The 14547-nt window shown below is 59.8% G+C and carries 12 protein-coding genes; 3 read left to right on the plus strand and 9 right to left on the minus strand.

The genetic code is table 11. From position 1 onward, the window contains the following. Positions 1-131: 131 nt before the first annotated feature. The 4 genes from garD to kdgD form a co-directional block, all read right to left on the minus strand. A complete protein-coding gene (gene garD / locus ACCC96_RS15595) occupies positions 132-1685 on the minus strand; it encodes a galactarate dehydratase (RefSeq protein ID WP_413696245.1) in 1554 nt (517 codons plus the stop codon). 11 nt (positions 1686-1696) lie between these two features. Continuing rightward, entirely contained in the window at positions 1697-3058 is a 1362-nt protein-coding gene (locus ACCC96_RS15600; RefSeq protein ID WP_413696246.1) for an MFS transporter, read from the minus strand. A gap of 184 nt (positions 3059-3242) precedes the next feature. Beyond that, positions 3243-4688 (minus strand): aldehyde dehydrogenase family protein, encoded by a 1446-nt coding sequence (locus ACCC96_RS15605; RefSeq protein WP_413696247.1) that lies wholly within the window; start codon positions 4686-4688, stop codon positions 3243-3245. 73 nt (positions 4689-4761) lie between these two features. Beyond that, a complete protein-coding gene (gene kdgD, locus ACCC96_RS15610) occupies positions 4762-5673 on the minus strand; it encodes a 5-dehydro-4-deoxyglucarate dehydratase (RefSeq protein ID WP_007939720.1) in 912 nt (303 codons plus the stop codon). Between the two features lie 235 nt (positions 5674-5908). Between kdgD and ACCC96_RS15615 the strand changes: the two genes are divergently transcribed. Both ACCC96_RS15615 and ACCC96_RS15620 read left to right on the plus strand, forming a co-directional pair. Continuing rightward, positions 5909-7240, plus strand: coding sequence for a phospholipase (locus ACCC96_RS15615; RefSeq protein WP_413696248.1), 1332 nt, complete (start codon positions 5909-5911; stop codon positions 7238-7240). 14 nt (positions 7241-7254) lie between these two features. Beyond that, the gene (locus ACCC96_RS15620; protein ID WP_413696249.1) at positions 7255-7446 is read left to right on the plus strand and encodes a hypothetical protein; all 192 of its coding nucleotides are present in this window, start codon (positions 7255-7257) and stop codon (positions 7444-7446) included. A gap of 154 nt (positions 7447-7600) precedes the next feature. Here ACCC96_RS15620 and ACCC96_RS15625 read toward each other — a convergent pair whose 3' ends face one another. The 4 genes from ACCC96_RS15625 to ACCC96_RS15640 all read right to left on the minus strand — a co-directional run bounded on the left by ACCC96_RS15625 (position 7601) and on the right by ACCC96_RS15640 (position 12096). Continuing rightward, a complete protein-coding gene (locus tag ACCC96_RS15625) occupies positions 7601-8350 on the minus strand; it encodes a FadR/GntR family transcriptional regulator (protein WP_026346018.1) in 750 nt (249 codons plus the stop codon). A 106-nt stretch (positions 8351-8456) separates the two neighbouring features. Next, positions 8457-10184 carry an ABC transporter ATP-binding protein/permease gene (locus ACCC96_RS15630; RefSeq protein ID WP_019651123.1) on the minus strand — a complete coding sequence of 576 codons (1728 nt, stop codon included), beginning with the start codon at positions 10182-10184 and terminating at the stop codon, positions 8457-8459. Positions 10185-10280: 96 nt separating this feature from the next. Beyond that, on the minus strand, positions 10281-10841 hold the full coding sequence (locus ACCC96_RS15635) for a response regulator transcription factor (protein WP_007939714.1): 561 nt from the start codon (positions 10839-10841) through the stop codon (positions 10281-10283). Next, the gene (locus ACCC96_RS15640; RefSeq protein ID WP_019582419.1) at positions 10834-12096 is read right to left on the minus strand and encodes an ATP-binding protein; all 1263 of its coding nucleotides are present in this window, start codon (positions 12094-12096) and stop codon (positions 10834-10836) included. The genes ACCC96_RS15635 and ACCC96_RS15640 overlap by 8 nt, the downstream gene beginning before the upstream one ends. Positions 12097-12490: 394 nt before the next feature. Here ACCC96_RS15640 and ACCC96_RS15645 point away from each other — a divergent pair, with 394 nt between their 5' ends. Next, positions 12491-13210: an SIMPL domain-containing protein gene (locus ACCC96_RS15645; protein WP_007939711.1), complete on the plus strand. Its 720-nt coding sequence runs from the start codon at positions 12491-12493 to the stop codon at positions 13208-13210. 124 nt (positions 13211-13334) lie between these two features. On the opposite strand, the gene ACCC96_RS15650 is transcribed toward ACCC96_RS15645, so the two are convergent. Continuing rightward, the gene (locus ACCC96_RS15650; RefSeq protein ID WP_413696250.1) at positions 13335-13706 is read right to left on the minus strand and encodes a DUF6124 family protein; all 372 of its coding nucleotides are present in this window, start codon (positions 13704-13706) and stop codon (positions 13335-13337) included. Positions 13707-14547: the final 841 nt, after the last annotated feature.

Below are 14547 nucleotides of genomic sequence, written 5' to 3' on the forward strand. Positions count from 1 at the left end.
CCTGAAATACAAAACGCCCGATGCGGTGCATCGGGCGTTGGGGTGAAACAGGTGTAAACCTATTTCAGGACTAGACAGGTACATTCTTGAAACCTTCGGTGAGCTCCATGGCCCCTTCGCGGGACGCGGCCTTACGTGATCGGTGCCGGGTTGAACAGGGTGATGTCGTTATGCAGCTTGTGCTGCTCCGCCCACGTGTGTTTCTTGCCGCTGGCCACGTCCAGGTAGTAGTGGAACAACTCCCAGCCGAGGTCTTCGATCGACGCCCGCCCGGTGGCAATCCGCCCGGCATCGATGTCGATCAGGTCCGGCCAGCGCTGCGCCAGTTCTGTACGGGTCGAGACCTTTACCACTGGCGCCATCGCCAACCCATAAGGCGTACCACGGCCGGTGGTGAACACATGCAGGTTCATCCCCGCCGCCAACTGCAACGTCCCGCAGACAAAATCACTGGCCGGGGTCGCACAGAAAATCAGCCCTTTGCGCTTGAACCGTTCCCCAGGGCCAAGCACCCCGTTGATCGCACTGCTGCCGGACTTGACGATCGAGCCCAAGGACTTCTCGACAATGTTCGACAACCCGCCCTTCTTGTTCCCCGGCGTGGTGTTGGCGCTGCGATCCGCTTCACCCTTGGCCAGGTAACGGTCGTACCAGTCCATTTCCCGCACCAGTTCCTGAGCGACTTCTTCGGTTTGCGCCCGGGACGTCAGCAGGTAAATCGCATCGCGCACTTCGGTGACTTCGGAAAACATCACCGTCGCACCAGCCCGCAGCAACAGGTCCGAGGCATAGCCCAGGGCCGGGTTGGCGGTGATCCCGGAGAACGCATCGCTGCCGCCGCACTGCATGCCGAGGATCAGCTCGGACGCCGGTACGGTTTCCCGGCGGCGTTGATCGAGCTTCTTCAAACGGGTTTCGGCCAGCGCCATGATCTGCTCGATCATCTCAGTGAAACCGTGACTTGAATCCTGCAAGCGATACAACCACGGCTCGCTCAAATCCACCGAGCTGTCGTTCTCATGCATCACCTGCCCGGCCTGCAATTTCTCGCAGCCCAGGCTGATCACTAGCGCCTCGCCCCCCAGGTTCGGGTTGCGCGCCAGGTTGCGCACGGTGCGGATCGGGATGTACGCGTCGGTGGCGGTGATCGCCACGCCACAGCCGTAACTGTGGGTCAACGCCACCACGTCATCGACGTTCGGGTACTTGGGCAGCAACTCGTCCTTGATGCGTTTTACCGCGTGATCCAGCACGCCGGTGACGCACTGCACGGTGGTGGTGATGCCGAGAATGTTGCGCGTGCCGACGGTGCCGTCGGCGTTGCGATAGCCCTCGAAGGTGAAGCCTTCCAGCGGTGCCTGCGCGGCCGGCACTTCGGTGGACAGCGGCAAGCTGTCCAGCGGTGGCGCGGTGGGCATGCGCAGTTGATCTTCCTTGACCCAGCTGCCGCGGGGAATCGGCTGCAACGCGTAGCCGATCGTCTGGCCGTAACGAATCACCTGGCCGCCCTCGGGAATGTCCTCGAGGGTGACCTTGTGGCTCTGCGGCACGAAATCCACGGTGACCAGGCCATCGGGGAATTCGGTGCCGGCCGGCACGCCCTGATCGTTGACCACGATCACCACATTGTCCCGCTCGTGCAGGCGGATGTAGCGCGGCGAGTCGGAATGTTCAATCAACTGCATGACGCCGCTCCTCAGGAATGCGCTTCAGATAACTTGCTGTTCGTTTCAGGACCGCTGGCCGGCGGCTCTTTGAGCACAACGCGTTTGATCGGGCCAACGATCACCAGGTAGCTGAATACTGCCACCAGCGCGTTGCAACCAACGAACACCAGCGCCCACTTGAACGAGCCGGTGGAGCTGATGATGTAGCCAATGACAATCGGCGTGGTGATCGATGCGATGTTGCCGAACATGTTGAACAGGCCACCACTCAAACCGGCGATCTGTTTCGGCGAGGTATCGGACACCACCGCCCAGCCCAATGCGCCCACACCTTTGCCGAAGAAGGCCAGGGCCATGAAGCCGACCACCATCCATTCAATATCGACATAGTTGCAAGCCACGATGCTGCTGGAAACCAGCAGACCGGCGATGATCGGCGCCTTGCGGGCGAAGGTCAGCGAGTGGCCCTTGCGCAGCAGATAGTCAGAAATCACCCCGCCGAGCACGCCACCGATAAACCCGCAGATCGCCGGCAACGAGGCAATGAAACCGGCCTTGAGAATGGTCATGCCGCGCTCCTGCACCAGGTACACCGGGAACCAGGTCAGGAAGAAATAGGTGATGCCGTTGATGCAGTACTGGCCCAGATACACACCGAGCATCATGCGGTTGGTCAGCAACTGGCGGATGTAGTCCCACTTCGGACCGTCGACCTTTTTGCCCTTGTCCTGGTCCATGTCGACCATGCCGCCGTTGTCGGCGATGTGCTTGAACTCGGCGTCGTTGATCATCGGGTGCTGGCGCGGACTGTGGATAACTTTCAGCCAAATCCCCGAGAAGATAATGCCGATCACACCCATGACGATGAACACGTGCTGCCAGCCGAAGCTGTAGACGATCCAGCCCATCAGCGGTGCAAACAGTACCGTGGCGAAGTATTGCGCCGAGTTGAAGATCGCCGAGGCGGTGCCGCGTTCTGCGGTCGGGAACCACGCCGCTACGATGCGTGCGTTGCCGGGGAAGGATGGCGCTTCGGCCAGGCCCACCAGAAAGCGCAGCATGAACAGCGCGACGACGGCGGTGGAAAGCCCGAACTCACCGACATAGCCTTGCAGTACGGTGAACAGCGACCAGGTAAAGATGCTCAGGGCATAGACTTTTTTCGAACCGAACCGGTCCAGCAACCAGCCACCGGGAATTTGCCCGGCCACGTAGGCCCAACCGAATGCGGAGAAAATATAACCGAGAGTGACCGCGTCGATGCCGAGGTCTTTTTGCAGGCTGGAGCCGGCGATCGCGATGGTCGCCCGGTCGGCGTAGTTGATCGTGGTCACCAGAAACAGCATGAGCAAAATCAAATAGCGGACGTGAGTCGGCTTGGTCGATTGCATTGTAGATGTACTCCCACTGATTATTTTTATGCGCGGGTGAAACTGTTGTGTTCCCTGTGTAGGAGCTGCCGAGTGAAACGAGGCTGCGATCTTTTGATCTTTAAAAGCAAAGATCGCAGCCTCGTTTCACTCGACAGCTCCTACAGGGGGTGCGGTATCGATGCCGATACGGCGGTGTTTCCTGTCAGGAGCCGATGTAGCTGGTCTTCACGACCGTGTAGAACTCTTGCGCATAGCGACCTTGCTCACGTGAACCATAGGATGAACCTTTACGCCCACCGAACGGAACGTGGTAATCCACGCCGGCGGTCGGCAGGTTGACCATCACCATCCCGGCCTGGGAATGGCGCTTGAAGTGGTTGGCATACTTCAGCGACGTGGTGGCGATGCCCGCCGACAGACCGAATTCGGTGTCGTTGGCCATCTCCAGCGCTGCTTCGTAATCGGCTACACGCACGATATTGGCCACCGGGCCGAAGATCTCTTCGCGGCTGATGCGCATCGCAGCTTCGCTGTCGGCAAACAGCGTCGGGGCGAGGAAGTAGCCCTCGGTGTCGCACGTCACCAGACCACCGCCGCTGACCAGACGCGCACCTTCGGACTGGCCGATGTCGATGTACTTCAGGTCCTGCTCCAACTGCGCTTGCGAGACCACCGGGCCGATGTCGGTGCCGGACTTCAACGCATGACCGACCTTGATCGACTTCATGCGCTCGGCCATGGCTTCGACGAATTTGTCGTGAATCCCGGCGGTGACGATGAGACGGCTCGACGCGGTGCAACGCTGGCCGGTGGAGTAGAACGCGCTCTGCACCGACAGTTCGACCGCTTGCTTGAGGTCGGCATCGTCGAGAATGATCTGCGGGTTCTTGCCGCCCATTTCCAGCTGCACCTTGGCCTGACGCGACACGCAATTGATCGCGATCTGCCGGCCCACGCCGACCGAACCGGTGAAGCTGATGCCATCGACTTTCGGGCTGTTGACCAGCGCCTCGCCGACTACTCGCCCGCTGCCCATCACCAGGTTGAACACGCCGGCCGGGAAACCGGCGCGGGAGATGATTTCCGCCAGCGCCCAGGCACAGCCCGGCACCAGATCGGCAGGTTTCAGCACCACGCAGTTGCCGTAAGCCAAAGCCGGAGCGATTTTCCACGCCGGGATCGCGATCGGGAAGTTCCATGGCGTGATCAGGCCGACCACGCCCAGCGCTTCGCGAGTGACTTCGACATTGACGCCCGGACGCACCGACGGCACGTAGTCACCGGACAGACGCAGGCACTCACCAGCGAAGAACTTGAAGATGTTGCCGGCGCGGGTCACTTCGCCGATGGCTTCGGGCAGGGTCTTGCCCTCTTCCCGGGCCAGCAACGTACCGAGCTCTTCGCGACGGGCGAGGATCTCGCTGCCGACTTTATCCAGCGCATCGTGCCGAGCCTGAATACCGGAAGTGGACCATGCCGGAAACGCAGCGCGAGCGGCGTCGATGGCGGCGTTGACCTGAGCCAGATCGGCCTTGGCGTAGTCACCGATGGTGTCGGTCAATTCCGACGGGTTGATGTTGCTGGAATAGTCGGCGCCGGCGACCCATTGGCCACCGATGTAGTTGTCGTAACGCTTCAAATCAGCCACGGCTTGCACCTTTTAAAAGAAGTCCTCACACACAAAGCCGCTGATTGCTCAGCGGCCTTGGGTTTGTCGGGTGTTACTGCGCGCCCTGCTTGTCGATCAGCGCCGCGAGCATTTCGTACTCTTCGCCCGTCAGATCGGTCAGCGGTGCACGCACCGGGCCTGCGTCATAGCCTGCGATTTTTGCCCCGGCCTTGACGATGCTCACCGCGTAACCGGCCTTGCGGTTGCGGATATCCAGGTACGGCAGGAAGAAGTCGTCGATGATCTTGCCGACGGTGGCGTGATCTTCGCGAGCAATGGCGTGGTAGAAATCCATCGCGGTTTTCGGGATGAAGTTGAACACCGCCGAGGAGTAAACCGGTACGCCCAAAGCCTTGTAGGCCGCGGCGTAGACTTCAGCGGTCGGCAAACCGCCCAGGTAGCTGAAGCGATCGCCGAGGCGGCGACGGATCGACACCATCAGCTCGATATCGCCCAGGCCATCCTTGTAGCCGATCAGGTTCGGGCAGCGCTCGGCCAGTCGTTCCAGCAGCGGCGCGGTCAAGCGGCAGACATTGCGGTTGTAGACCACCACGCCGATTTTTACCGATTTGCACACGGCTTCGACATGGGCGGCAACGCCGTCCTGGCTGGCTTCGGTAAGGTAGTGCGGCAGCAGCAACAGGCCTTTGGCGCCCAGGCGCTCGGCTTCCTGAGCGTACTCGATAGCCTGGCGGGTCGAACCACCGACACCGGCAAGAATTGGCACGCTGCTGGCGCAGGTGTCGACCGCAGTCTTGATGATTTCCGAATATTCGCTGGCCGCCAGAGAGAAGAACTCACCGGTACCGCCTGCGGCGAACAACGCCGAAGCGCCGTATGGGGCCAGCCACTCGAGACGCTTGATGTAGCCCGCGCGATGGAAGTCGCCCTGGGCATTGAAGTCGGTGACCGGGAACGACAGCAAGCCGGAAGAGAGGATGGACTTCAGTTCTTGTGGATTCATTATTCGAACACCCTGGGTAGCAACGTTGTGTGAGAAAACCGTTCAGCCTTCGCCGAAGTTGTAGGTCATCGTACAACTTAAAATACAACCGTCAACTGCATTTCATCGCCGCTCTCACCATTTGAGTCAGAAAAGGTAATTCCTTGACGTAGGAAGTTTCTCATCTATGATTCATATAACTGTATATACATACAGTTAAATTGAACTTTGCCTACGACATATCAAGGAGCTAGAAATGTCAGGTCTACACGCACAACCGAAGGAAAATACCCGACAGGTCATTGCCGATCTGGATGATCTTTTTACCGCGCACGGTATCGCCATTTCCGGTGACGGCGACGCGCTTAAACTCACCGCTGGAAGTCATCACCACCCCAAACATCAGCGCCGTGGCCTGCTGCCCGTAGCACCGAAAGATCCACGCAAAGGCCTGCCCCAGTTGAGGTTCGAGGGGGCAGAACATACTGCAATCGGCGACAGCACCCTGCTGCGTTTCGTCAAGGATGCACCCGCGCTGCCGGCCTGGCAGGTGGAATTGCATCTGCCCAATGGCCTGGCATTGACCTATGGTCAGGTGATCGCGCTGGGGGGTGATTTTTATGGAATTCCCGATCAGCCGATCAACGAAGGTGCAACCGCCGCAGAGCGAATCCAGCGCTTTACCAACGCCTTCAACTCCCTGGCAGTACTGCCGGCGTCAAACGCCGAGGCGAAGCTGATTCTTGGTGTGATGCAAAAGGAAATCGCCGCAATCAATCAGGCGATCAAGGACGGTAAACAGCCTCACGAGGCTTATGAGGCCCTCAGAGATACGTTGTCGGAAGAGTGGAACAAGATCACCGGCGGCGGCAGTTTCGTCTCGGCACTGTTCCCTTTGGGGCGTTACCTGAAACTGGCCGCCAACAATGCCGACCACTTTGGCGAATGGGCGTTGCTGGCTTACATCGCCGGGCACACGGCCGCATTGCAACAAGCGGTGCTGGCCCACAACAGCGGCGATGAAAAGCAGTTGGAGCTGGCCTATGCGATGAACGCTTTTGCCGACCACTCCCTCACCGACCTGTTTTCCGCAGGGCATTTGCGAGTGCCGCGTAAACAGTTGGCGGCGGCGGTCACGCCGAGTGATCTGGGCTCGTTGATCACCCGTTTCATGCACGACGAAGACAGCAAGTTCGGCCTCAATGTGCGCAATGGCAACGGTGATCGCTGGCGCTCCTATGGCGACAAACGCTATTTCGACGCGATCGACAGCGCTAACCGCACGCAGGTGAATCAAGCGGTTCAGGTGTCTGCGGATGAAGTGTTCGCGGCGTACCTCAGTGGCATCGCCCCGGCGCCCGGCAGCTTTGCTGCTTTGAAAAATCTGCCTGACCTGCAAGCGGTGTTGAGTCCGGCAGACAATTTCTCGCCGCTGTTCAGGGTCGAGGGCAACAAGGTGTTGCGGCGCAAGGACGTCAACAACTTGAACGACACCGCCACCGTGGATGATTGGTGGGGCTGGAGCACTTATCTGTTGCTCAAGGACTACAAACCAACCGGCGTGCTGAATTCAGCGGCCAATGCCTGATAAGGAGATCACTGATGACTATCAATCTGAAACTGGAATTGGCTTCTGGCCAATCGCTGAAAGGTGCGCCGCTGGAGTTGCTGTCGAAGGGTTTGCCGGTTGCTCGCGCGGTCGTGGATGACCAGGGGCATGCGGTCTTCGATGCCAAACCTGGGGCTGCTGAGTTGGCGGTGAGAGTGGATCGTTCAATTTTGAAGACTGGCTGACATATTCCAGGAAGGTCACTGACCTCATCGCGAGCAGGCTCGCTCTCATTGGATCTGTGTGCGATTACATTACTGTGATCGACTCAAAATACTGTGGAAGCGAGCCTGTTCGCGATGGCTATCTGTCAGGCATCAAATCCCCCAACCCGCAAACCTATCCTCGCTGCGCCTGCGCCTCTTCATGCGCCTGGCGCAGCCGCTCACGGCTATTGGTCAGGTGCAAACGCATCGCGGCCCGCGCCGCATCGGAATCCTGGCGGGCAATCGCATCGTAAATCTCTTCGTGTTCACGGCTCAGGCGACTCATGTAGTGCTGCTGGTCGTCATGGGCCAGGCGCGCGGAGTTGAGGCGTGTGCGCGGAATGATGCTGGTGCCCAAGTGGGTCATGATGTCGGTGAAGTAGCGGTTGCCGGTGGCCAGGGCGATTTGCAGGTGGAACTGGAAGTCCGACGCCACGGCATCGCCGGCGTGGGCGGCACTTTCGTTGAGGGCGTCCAGCGCCTCACGCATCGCCGCTAACTGCTCCGGGCTGCGACGTTGCGCGGCAAGGCCGGCGGACTCCACTTCCAGGCTGATGCGCAGTTCCAGAATCGCCAATACGTCGCGCAAGGTCACTACGGTCGCCGGGTCGATACGAAAGCCGCTCGGGCTCGGGGTATCGAGCACGAAGGTGCCGATGCCGTGACGGGTTTCCACTTGCCCTGCGGCCTGCAAACGGGAAATCGCTTCACGCACCACGGTGCGGCTGACGCCATGGGCATTCATGATCGCCGACTCGGTGGGCAACTTGTCGCCACGCTTGAGCTGACCGTCGCGGATCTGCTCGGACAACACCGTCACCAATTCCTGTGCGAGGCTGCGGCGCTTGCGAGGGAGGCGAGGTGCGTCGATCGGGTTTTCCATGGTGAACATCGGTCTCGAAAAAGCGGCTGAAACCGCATCATAGCGCATGCAGGTTGTACGATCACCGTTGACCTGTGGGAGCGTGGCCTGCCACGCTCCCACAGGTTCAGGCAGTGACGGCCTGGTCCACCAGGTGGCCATTCTCGATGCGCACATGCCGTGGATGGAAACGTTTCAGGCTGCTGCGATGGCCGACGCTGACAATGCTCAAGCCCGGCAACTCATCGATCAACGCCTGATACAGCGACGCTTCATCCTCTTCATCCATCGCCGAAGTGGCTTCGTCCATGTACAGCCATTGCGGCGCATACAGCAGCGCACGGGCGAAGGCCAGGCGTTGCTGCTCACCCGGCGAGAGCATGCGCTGCCAGTGATTGGCTTCATCCAGACGCGAAACCAGGTGCGGCAAGCGGCAGGTTTCAAGCACGTGGACGTAGCGCTCGTGCGGGTAGGTGTCGCCCGGCTGTGGATAACTCAACGCCTCGCGCAGGCTGCCGATCGGCAGATAGGGCTTTTGCGGCAGGAACAGATAACGCGCTGTCGGCAGGCGGATGCTGCCGTGGCCGGTCGGCCATAGGTGCCCCATAGCCCGCAGCAAGGTCGACTTGCCGCTACCGGAACGACCGCTGAGCATGACGCGCTCGCCCTCCTCCACGGTCATGTCGGCGTTGGTCAGCAGGTGACGACCATCCGCCAGGTCGAGGCCAAGGTTATGCACCCGTAGCGCCGAGCCCTGATTCTGCACGTCGATGGCCGGCGCGCGCTCTTCGTTGTCGGTCATGGCCTGACGGAAACTCAGTAGACGATCGCAAGTCGCACGCCACTCGGCAAGGTCCTGGTACGCGCTGATGAACCAGCTGAAGTTCTCCTGCACGTTGCCGAATGCCGAATTGATTTGCATCAGCTCACCGAGTTCGATCTTGCCAGCGAAATAGCGCGGCGCCGCAACCATGAACGGGAAAATGATTGCGATCTGGGCATAACCGGAGGTGAAAAAAGTCAGGCGCTTGGACACTTTCATGATGTCCCAAAAGTTACGCCAGACCAGGCCGAAACGGCTGCTCAGACGACGGTTCTCGTTGGGTTCGCCGTTGTACAGCGCAATGCTTTCGGCATTCTCGCGGACCCGCACCATGGAGAAACGCAAGTCGGCTTCGAAACGTTGCTGGTTGTTGTTGAGGCCGATCAAGCGACGACCAATCACATGCGTCAGCCAGCTGCCGACGGCGGCATAAACCAGCGCGCACCAGAACATGTAGCCGGGAATCGTGAAGCCCAATACTTCGATGCTGCCCGACACACCCCACAAAATGATCGAGAACGACACCAGGCTGACGACGTTACGGATCAAGCCCAGGCCCAGGCCCAACGTGTTAGTGGTGAATTTATTGAGGTCTTCGGAAATCCGCTGGTCCGGGTTATCGGTGTAACCGCCCTGCTCCAGCTGGTAGTAATTCTTGTTTTCGAGCCAACGGGCGAAGTGCTTTTCGGTGAGCCAGGCCCGCCAGCGAATGGTCAGCATCTGGGTCAGATAGAGCCGGTACACTGCGCCGACAATCGCCACCGCCGCGATCCCGCAAAAATACAGAATCAGCCGCCAGAACGCCGCTTCATCCTTTTGTTGCAGGGCGTTGTAAAAATCCTTGTACCAAGTGTTGAACCACACCGAAAGCCCCACGCTGAACAGCGACAGCGCGATCACGGCGATCAACAGCGTCCAGGCCTTGCCCTTCTCTTCGCTGCGCCAGTAAGGCGTGGTAATCGCCCAGACTTTGCGAAAAAACTGCCCGCGCACAGCATCGTTGACCGCGGAATATTCAGCGTTCTGATTCATGGATAAGGCTCAATAAAGAAAAGAACACACAAGAACCGATCATAAATGATCGGCTCGTGTGATCGCGAGGGCTGGCGATAACCGTTCAGCGCTCGTTCAGCGACGGACCGGGCGCTTCTGCAGTTTGCGCTGCAGCGTGCGGCGGTGCATGCCCAGAGCACGGGCGGTGGCGGAAATGTTGCCTTCGTGCTCGGTCAGGACGCGCTGGATGTGCTCCCACTGGAGACGGTCCACGGACATCGGGTTTTCCGGCACCAGGCTGTCGAGGTCGGCGTGCTCGGAGAGCAACGCGGCCAGCACGTCATCGGCATCCGCCGGTTTGCACAGGTAATTGCAGGCGCCGCGCTTGATTGCCTCGACGGCGGTGGCAATGCTCGAGTAACCGGTGAGTATCACCACGCGCATGTCCGGGTCGAGTTCGAGCAGCTTGGGCAGCAACACCAGGCCCGAATCGCCGTCCATTTTCAGGTCAAGCGCGGCGTAATCAGGGATATCGGCCTGGGCGATGGTCAGGCCCTCTTCGGCGGAACCTGCGGTGCTGACGCGAAAACCACGGCGGGCCATGGCGCGGGCCATCACGCGGGTGAAGGTTGCATCATCGTCTACCAGCAGCAAATGCGGCAGTTCTTCGCCTTCAACTTGGATCTCGTCACTCATGTTCGTCTCCTCGGGCGACACGGGGCAGGCGCAGCTCGGTGAGCGTGCCGCCTTCCTCATGACTGTAGAGTTTCACTGAGCCGCCGGCGCGTGTCACGCTGGCCTTGCTCAAAAACAGGCCCAGGCCGAAACCTTTGCCCTTGGTGGTAAAAAACGGTTTGCCGATCTGCTCGGCGATAGCCAGCGGTACACCGGCACCATGGTCGCGAATGCTGATGGTCAGGTCTTCGGCGGTCCAGTCCAGGGTCACTTGCAAGCCTTCAGGGCAGGCATCGGCGGCGTTGTTCAGCAGGTTCAACAGCGCTTGAGTCAAATCCGGCGGCGGCGCCATACGCGGCACCGTGCCCTGGCCAAGACGCTGGAAGCGATAACTGGCCTCAGGACGCATCAGGTGCCAGCGGTTGAGCGCTTCGTCGAGCCAGTCGGTGACATCCTGCATCTCCACCGCCATACGACGGTTGGCCTCGGCGGCGCGCACCAGTTGCTGCAAGGTTTCCTTGCACAACTTGACCTGATCCTGCAAAACCTTCAAATCGTCCTGCAACATCGGGTCGGGGTGATCCTGCTGCATCTCTTTGAGCAACACGCTCATGGTCGCCAACGGCGTACCCAGTTCATGGGCGGCACCGGCAGCCTGAGTCGCGACGGCCAGCAATTGCTGATCGCGCAGGCCTTCTTCGCGACGGATCGCACGCAGCTCTTCCTGCCGACGCAGCTCTTCAGCCATGCGTGCAGCAAAGAAGGTGATGACGGCGGCGGCCAAGGCAAAACTCAACCACATGCCGTAGATCTGCAGGTTTTCCCGGGCGATGGGGAAGGTTTCCAGCGGGTAGAACCGCGCCAGCAGCAACGTATACAGCGCCAGGGCGATACCCGACAGAATCACCGAATAGCGCCACGGCAGCGTCACGGCGGCGATGGTCAGCGGCACCAGGTAATAAGAGACGAACGGGTTGGTCGAACCACCGGAGAAATACAACAAGGCGCTGTGTATAAACAGGTCGCAGGCCAGTTGCAGGGCGTACTCAAGCTCGGTAACCGGCCACGAAGTGCGCAGGCGCACGGCGGTGAACACACACAACAGCGTCGAACAGCCCAGGGTCATCGCCAGCGGCACCCACGGCAACGGCAGCAGCTGGAGCCAGTAGGCCAGGCCTACGGAGCCGGCCTGGGCGGCGAGCACCAGAATCCGGATGAAAGTCAGCCGCCAGAGGTTCTGGCGAGTGGCGGAAGTCAATTGTACGGGGGCGAGCATGAGCTCTCCTGATGAGCGCTCCAGGCGGATCGCACGGAGTATAACCAAGCCGCGGGCATGAGAGGCGAAAGTGCGGCAAACGACCACAGTTGCGGCTCATGGATTTATAAGTGAATGCTTCGCCGATGAGCCCCCTGTGGCGAGGGAGCTTGCTCCCGCCGGCCTGCGAAGCAGGCCCCCAACCATTCAACCGGATGAAACTGGCAAACCGCGCATACCGACTTTGCGACTGCTTCGCAGCCGAGCGGGAGCAAGCTCCCTCGCCACAAAAGCCCGGCACCGGTTGAGACTGTATAGAAGTTGTAACTGTGCGAAACGGACCATTGAAGCTAGAGTCTGATGGTTTCACGCAGGTTCGGACCCTAACCCCTGCGCATCGTCCAAGGAGCTTTTCATGCACACATTGCGCCGCAGCGCCGCCCTTCTTGCCTTAAGCGTTGGCACCGCCGCCAGCCTCCCGGCCCTGGCCGTCGACGAGCTGCATTACAACCAGATCTCCCTGCGCGCCGAAGTCAGCCAGGAAGTGGCCCGCGACCTGATGATCGTGACCCTCTACACCGAAGAACAAAACACCGACCCGGCCAAACTCGCCGCCGACGTCAGCACCACCATGAACAAGGCACTGGCCCAGGCCAAGCAGGTCAAAGACATCACCCTGCGCCAAGGCAGCCGCAACAGCTACCCGATCTACGACACCAAAGGCCAGAAAATCACCGGCTGGCGCGAACGCGCCGAACTGCGTCTGGAAAGCTCGGACTTCGCCGCCCTGTCCAAACTCACCGGCGAACTGCTCACCGACCTGAAAATGGGCGGCATGGACTTCGCCATCGCGACGCCAACCCGCAAAGCCAGCGAAGACGCCCTGCTCAAAGAAGCCGTGACCGCCTTCAAGGCCCGCGCCCAACTCGCCACCGACGCCTTGGGCGGCAAGAGCTACAAAATCGTCAACCTGAACCTCAACAGCAACGGTTATCCACAACCGTACATGCGCGGGCCGATGATGATGAAAGCTGCCGCCGGCATGGATTCGGCACCGGTGACGCCAGAAGTTGAAGCCGGCACCAGCCAGGTCAGCATGACGGCGGATGGGGCGATTGAAGTGTTGATGCCTTGATGCGATAACCCGGACACGAAAACGGCGATCACCGAAGTGATCGCCTTTTTTTTGTACCAGAAGAATCTGGTTGTGACCGTCAGCTTGGTGGTGAAAGCATGGGCGTCATCGCAGTGATTCAGACTTAAATCTGCGGATCGACGTTATCCAACGCCCGATTCACCGCCAATTCCGCCAGCATGATGATCTGTTGAATCGCCAACACTGTATTGCGTTGCGGGCCGATCAGGTTCGTGGCGAAATCGCTGGCCAGGACACTGGCCGAGGCCAATGACTCGCAGGCTTGTGCCAGCAGACTTTCGGTGCCCATGTCAGGGGCAACCAAGTACATCGTGCTGGGGCGACGAGGTTTTGCGGCGTAAGGTTTGGGCGGATCGAGGTAGTAGTCGAGCGCACGTTTTATCGCTTCGCGGTCTTTGAGTAGCTCTTCGCTACGCAAAGCTTCGGCGTTGGGTGTGGTGGCGTTGAAGGGTGGGTCGGGGATCAACTTATCCATAAAAACTCCTACTTACTGAGTGGGAGCCATCCACTTGTCGTTTCCACACGACAAAGGGGTGGCAGCTGTACGCGGGGTGGAAAACCGGTAAGTAGGCACCCGGCCAGACCGAAGTCTGCCCACGCACAGCCGCCATAACGCAGTTTGCAGACGAAAGAAGACATCGGCAACGATTACGGTGGTGATGCAATGCAACTACTTAAGGTTCAGGTTTCCACACCTGCTCGCTGGTTTTGCAGCGACAGCCAAAGACTAGAGAGCCCGCTTCCGACGGACAACCTGAAAGATGCGTGGGAAAGGTCTGCGTTCTGACACATCGATTAAACATTCAAAAGCGGAACGCGGAGCGTCCCTGGCGGCGTTCCCACGCGGGAGCGTAGGAACGATCATTCAGGTACAGACGAAAGAGATGGGTCGGCTATCAGGCCGCCTTCGCGGGCAAGCCCTCTCCCACAGTGGAGCGGCGTACACCCGCCAAACTACAGGCCGAGCGTTAGCTCGCCTGCCGCTTTTGATCTTGATTCACCCGCCCCTTCGGGAGGCTGAGTGGAGGTGTTCATCTGGGGATTGGCGCGCAGCGCCGTTCGACGCAGTCGAACCCATCGCATGTAGGTTGAAGCGAAGCCAACCGTAGGGCGATGCCCCCAGATGGATACCGGAACGAAGGAACGCCGAGCCTCAGCGAGGGGCCGGACGCTTGGGGCGAGCGTTTTTTGCTTCCTTTTTTAGGCGCTTGTAAAAAAGGGAGTCGCCGTAAGGGCGAAACCATAAGTAGCCGTTACCGCAGAAACGGATATGTACCCGACCAACAAGAGCATGGTCGGCCCGAAGGCCGCCAAGA

The organism is Pseudomonas sp. Pseusp11 (genome assembly GCF_047304405.1).
In the GTDB taxonomy this organism is placed as follows: domain Bacteria; phylum Pseudomonadota; class Gammaproteobacteria; order Pseudomonadales; family Pseudomonadaceae; genus Aquipseudomonas.

Excerpts from the sequence above, each read along its gene's own strand:
- ACCC96_RS15620 (WP_413696249.1), top strand. The coding sequence starts at position 7,255 with ATGACTATCAATCTGAAACTGGAATTGGCTTCTGGCCAATCGCTGAAA.
- kdgD (WP_007939720.1), bottom strand. The coding sequence starts at position 5,673 with ATGAATCCACAAGAACTGAAGTCCATCCTCTCTTCCGGCTTGCTGTCG.
- ACCC96_RS15625 (WP_026346018.1), bottom strand. The coding sequence starts at position 8,350 with ATGGAAAACCCGATCGACGCACCTCGCCTCCCTCGCAAGCGCCGCAGC.
- ACCC96_RS15635 (WP_007939714.1), bottom strand. The coding sequence starts at position 10,841 with ATGAGTGACGAGATCCAAGTTGAAGGCGAAGAACTGCCGCATTTGCTG.
- ACCC96_RS15630 (WP_019651123.1), bottom strand. The coding sequence starts at position 10,184 with ATGAATCAGAACGCTGAATATTCCGCGGTCAACGATGCTGTGCGCGGG.
- ACCC96_RS15615 (WP_413696248.1), top strand. The coding sequence starts at position 5,909 with ATGTCAGGTCTACACGCACAACCGAAGGAAAATACCCGACAGGTCATT.
- ACCC96_RS15650 (WP_413696250.1), bottom strand. The coding sequence starts at position 13,706 with ATGGATAAGTTGATCCCCGACCCACCCTTCAACGCCACCACACCCAAC.
- ACCC96_RS15645 (WP_007939711.1), top strand. The coding sequence starts at position 12,491 with ATGCACACATTGCGCCGCAGCGCCGCCCTTCTTGCCTTAAGCGTTGGC.
- ACCC96_RS15600 (WP_413696246.1), bottom strand. The coding sequence starts at position 3,058 with ATGCAATCGACCAAGCCGACTCACGTCCGCTATTTGATTTTGCTCATG.
- ACCC96_RS15640 (WP_019582419.1), bottom strand. The coding sequence starts at position 12,096 with ATGCTCGCCCCCGTACAATTGACTTCCGCCACTCGCCAGAACCTCTGG.
- garD (WP_413696245.1), bottom strand. The coding sequence starts at position 1,685 with ATGCAGTTGATTGAACATTCCGACTCGCCGCGCTACATCCGCCTGCAC.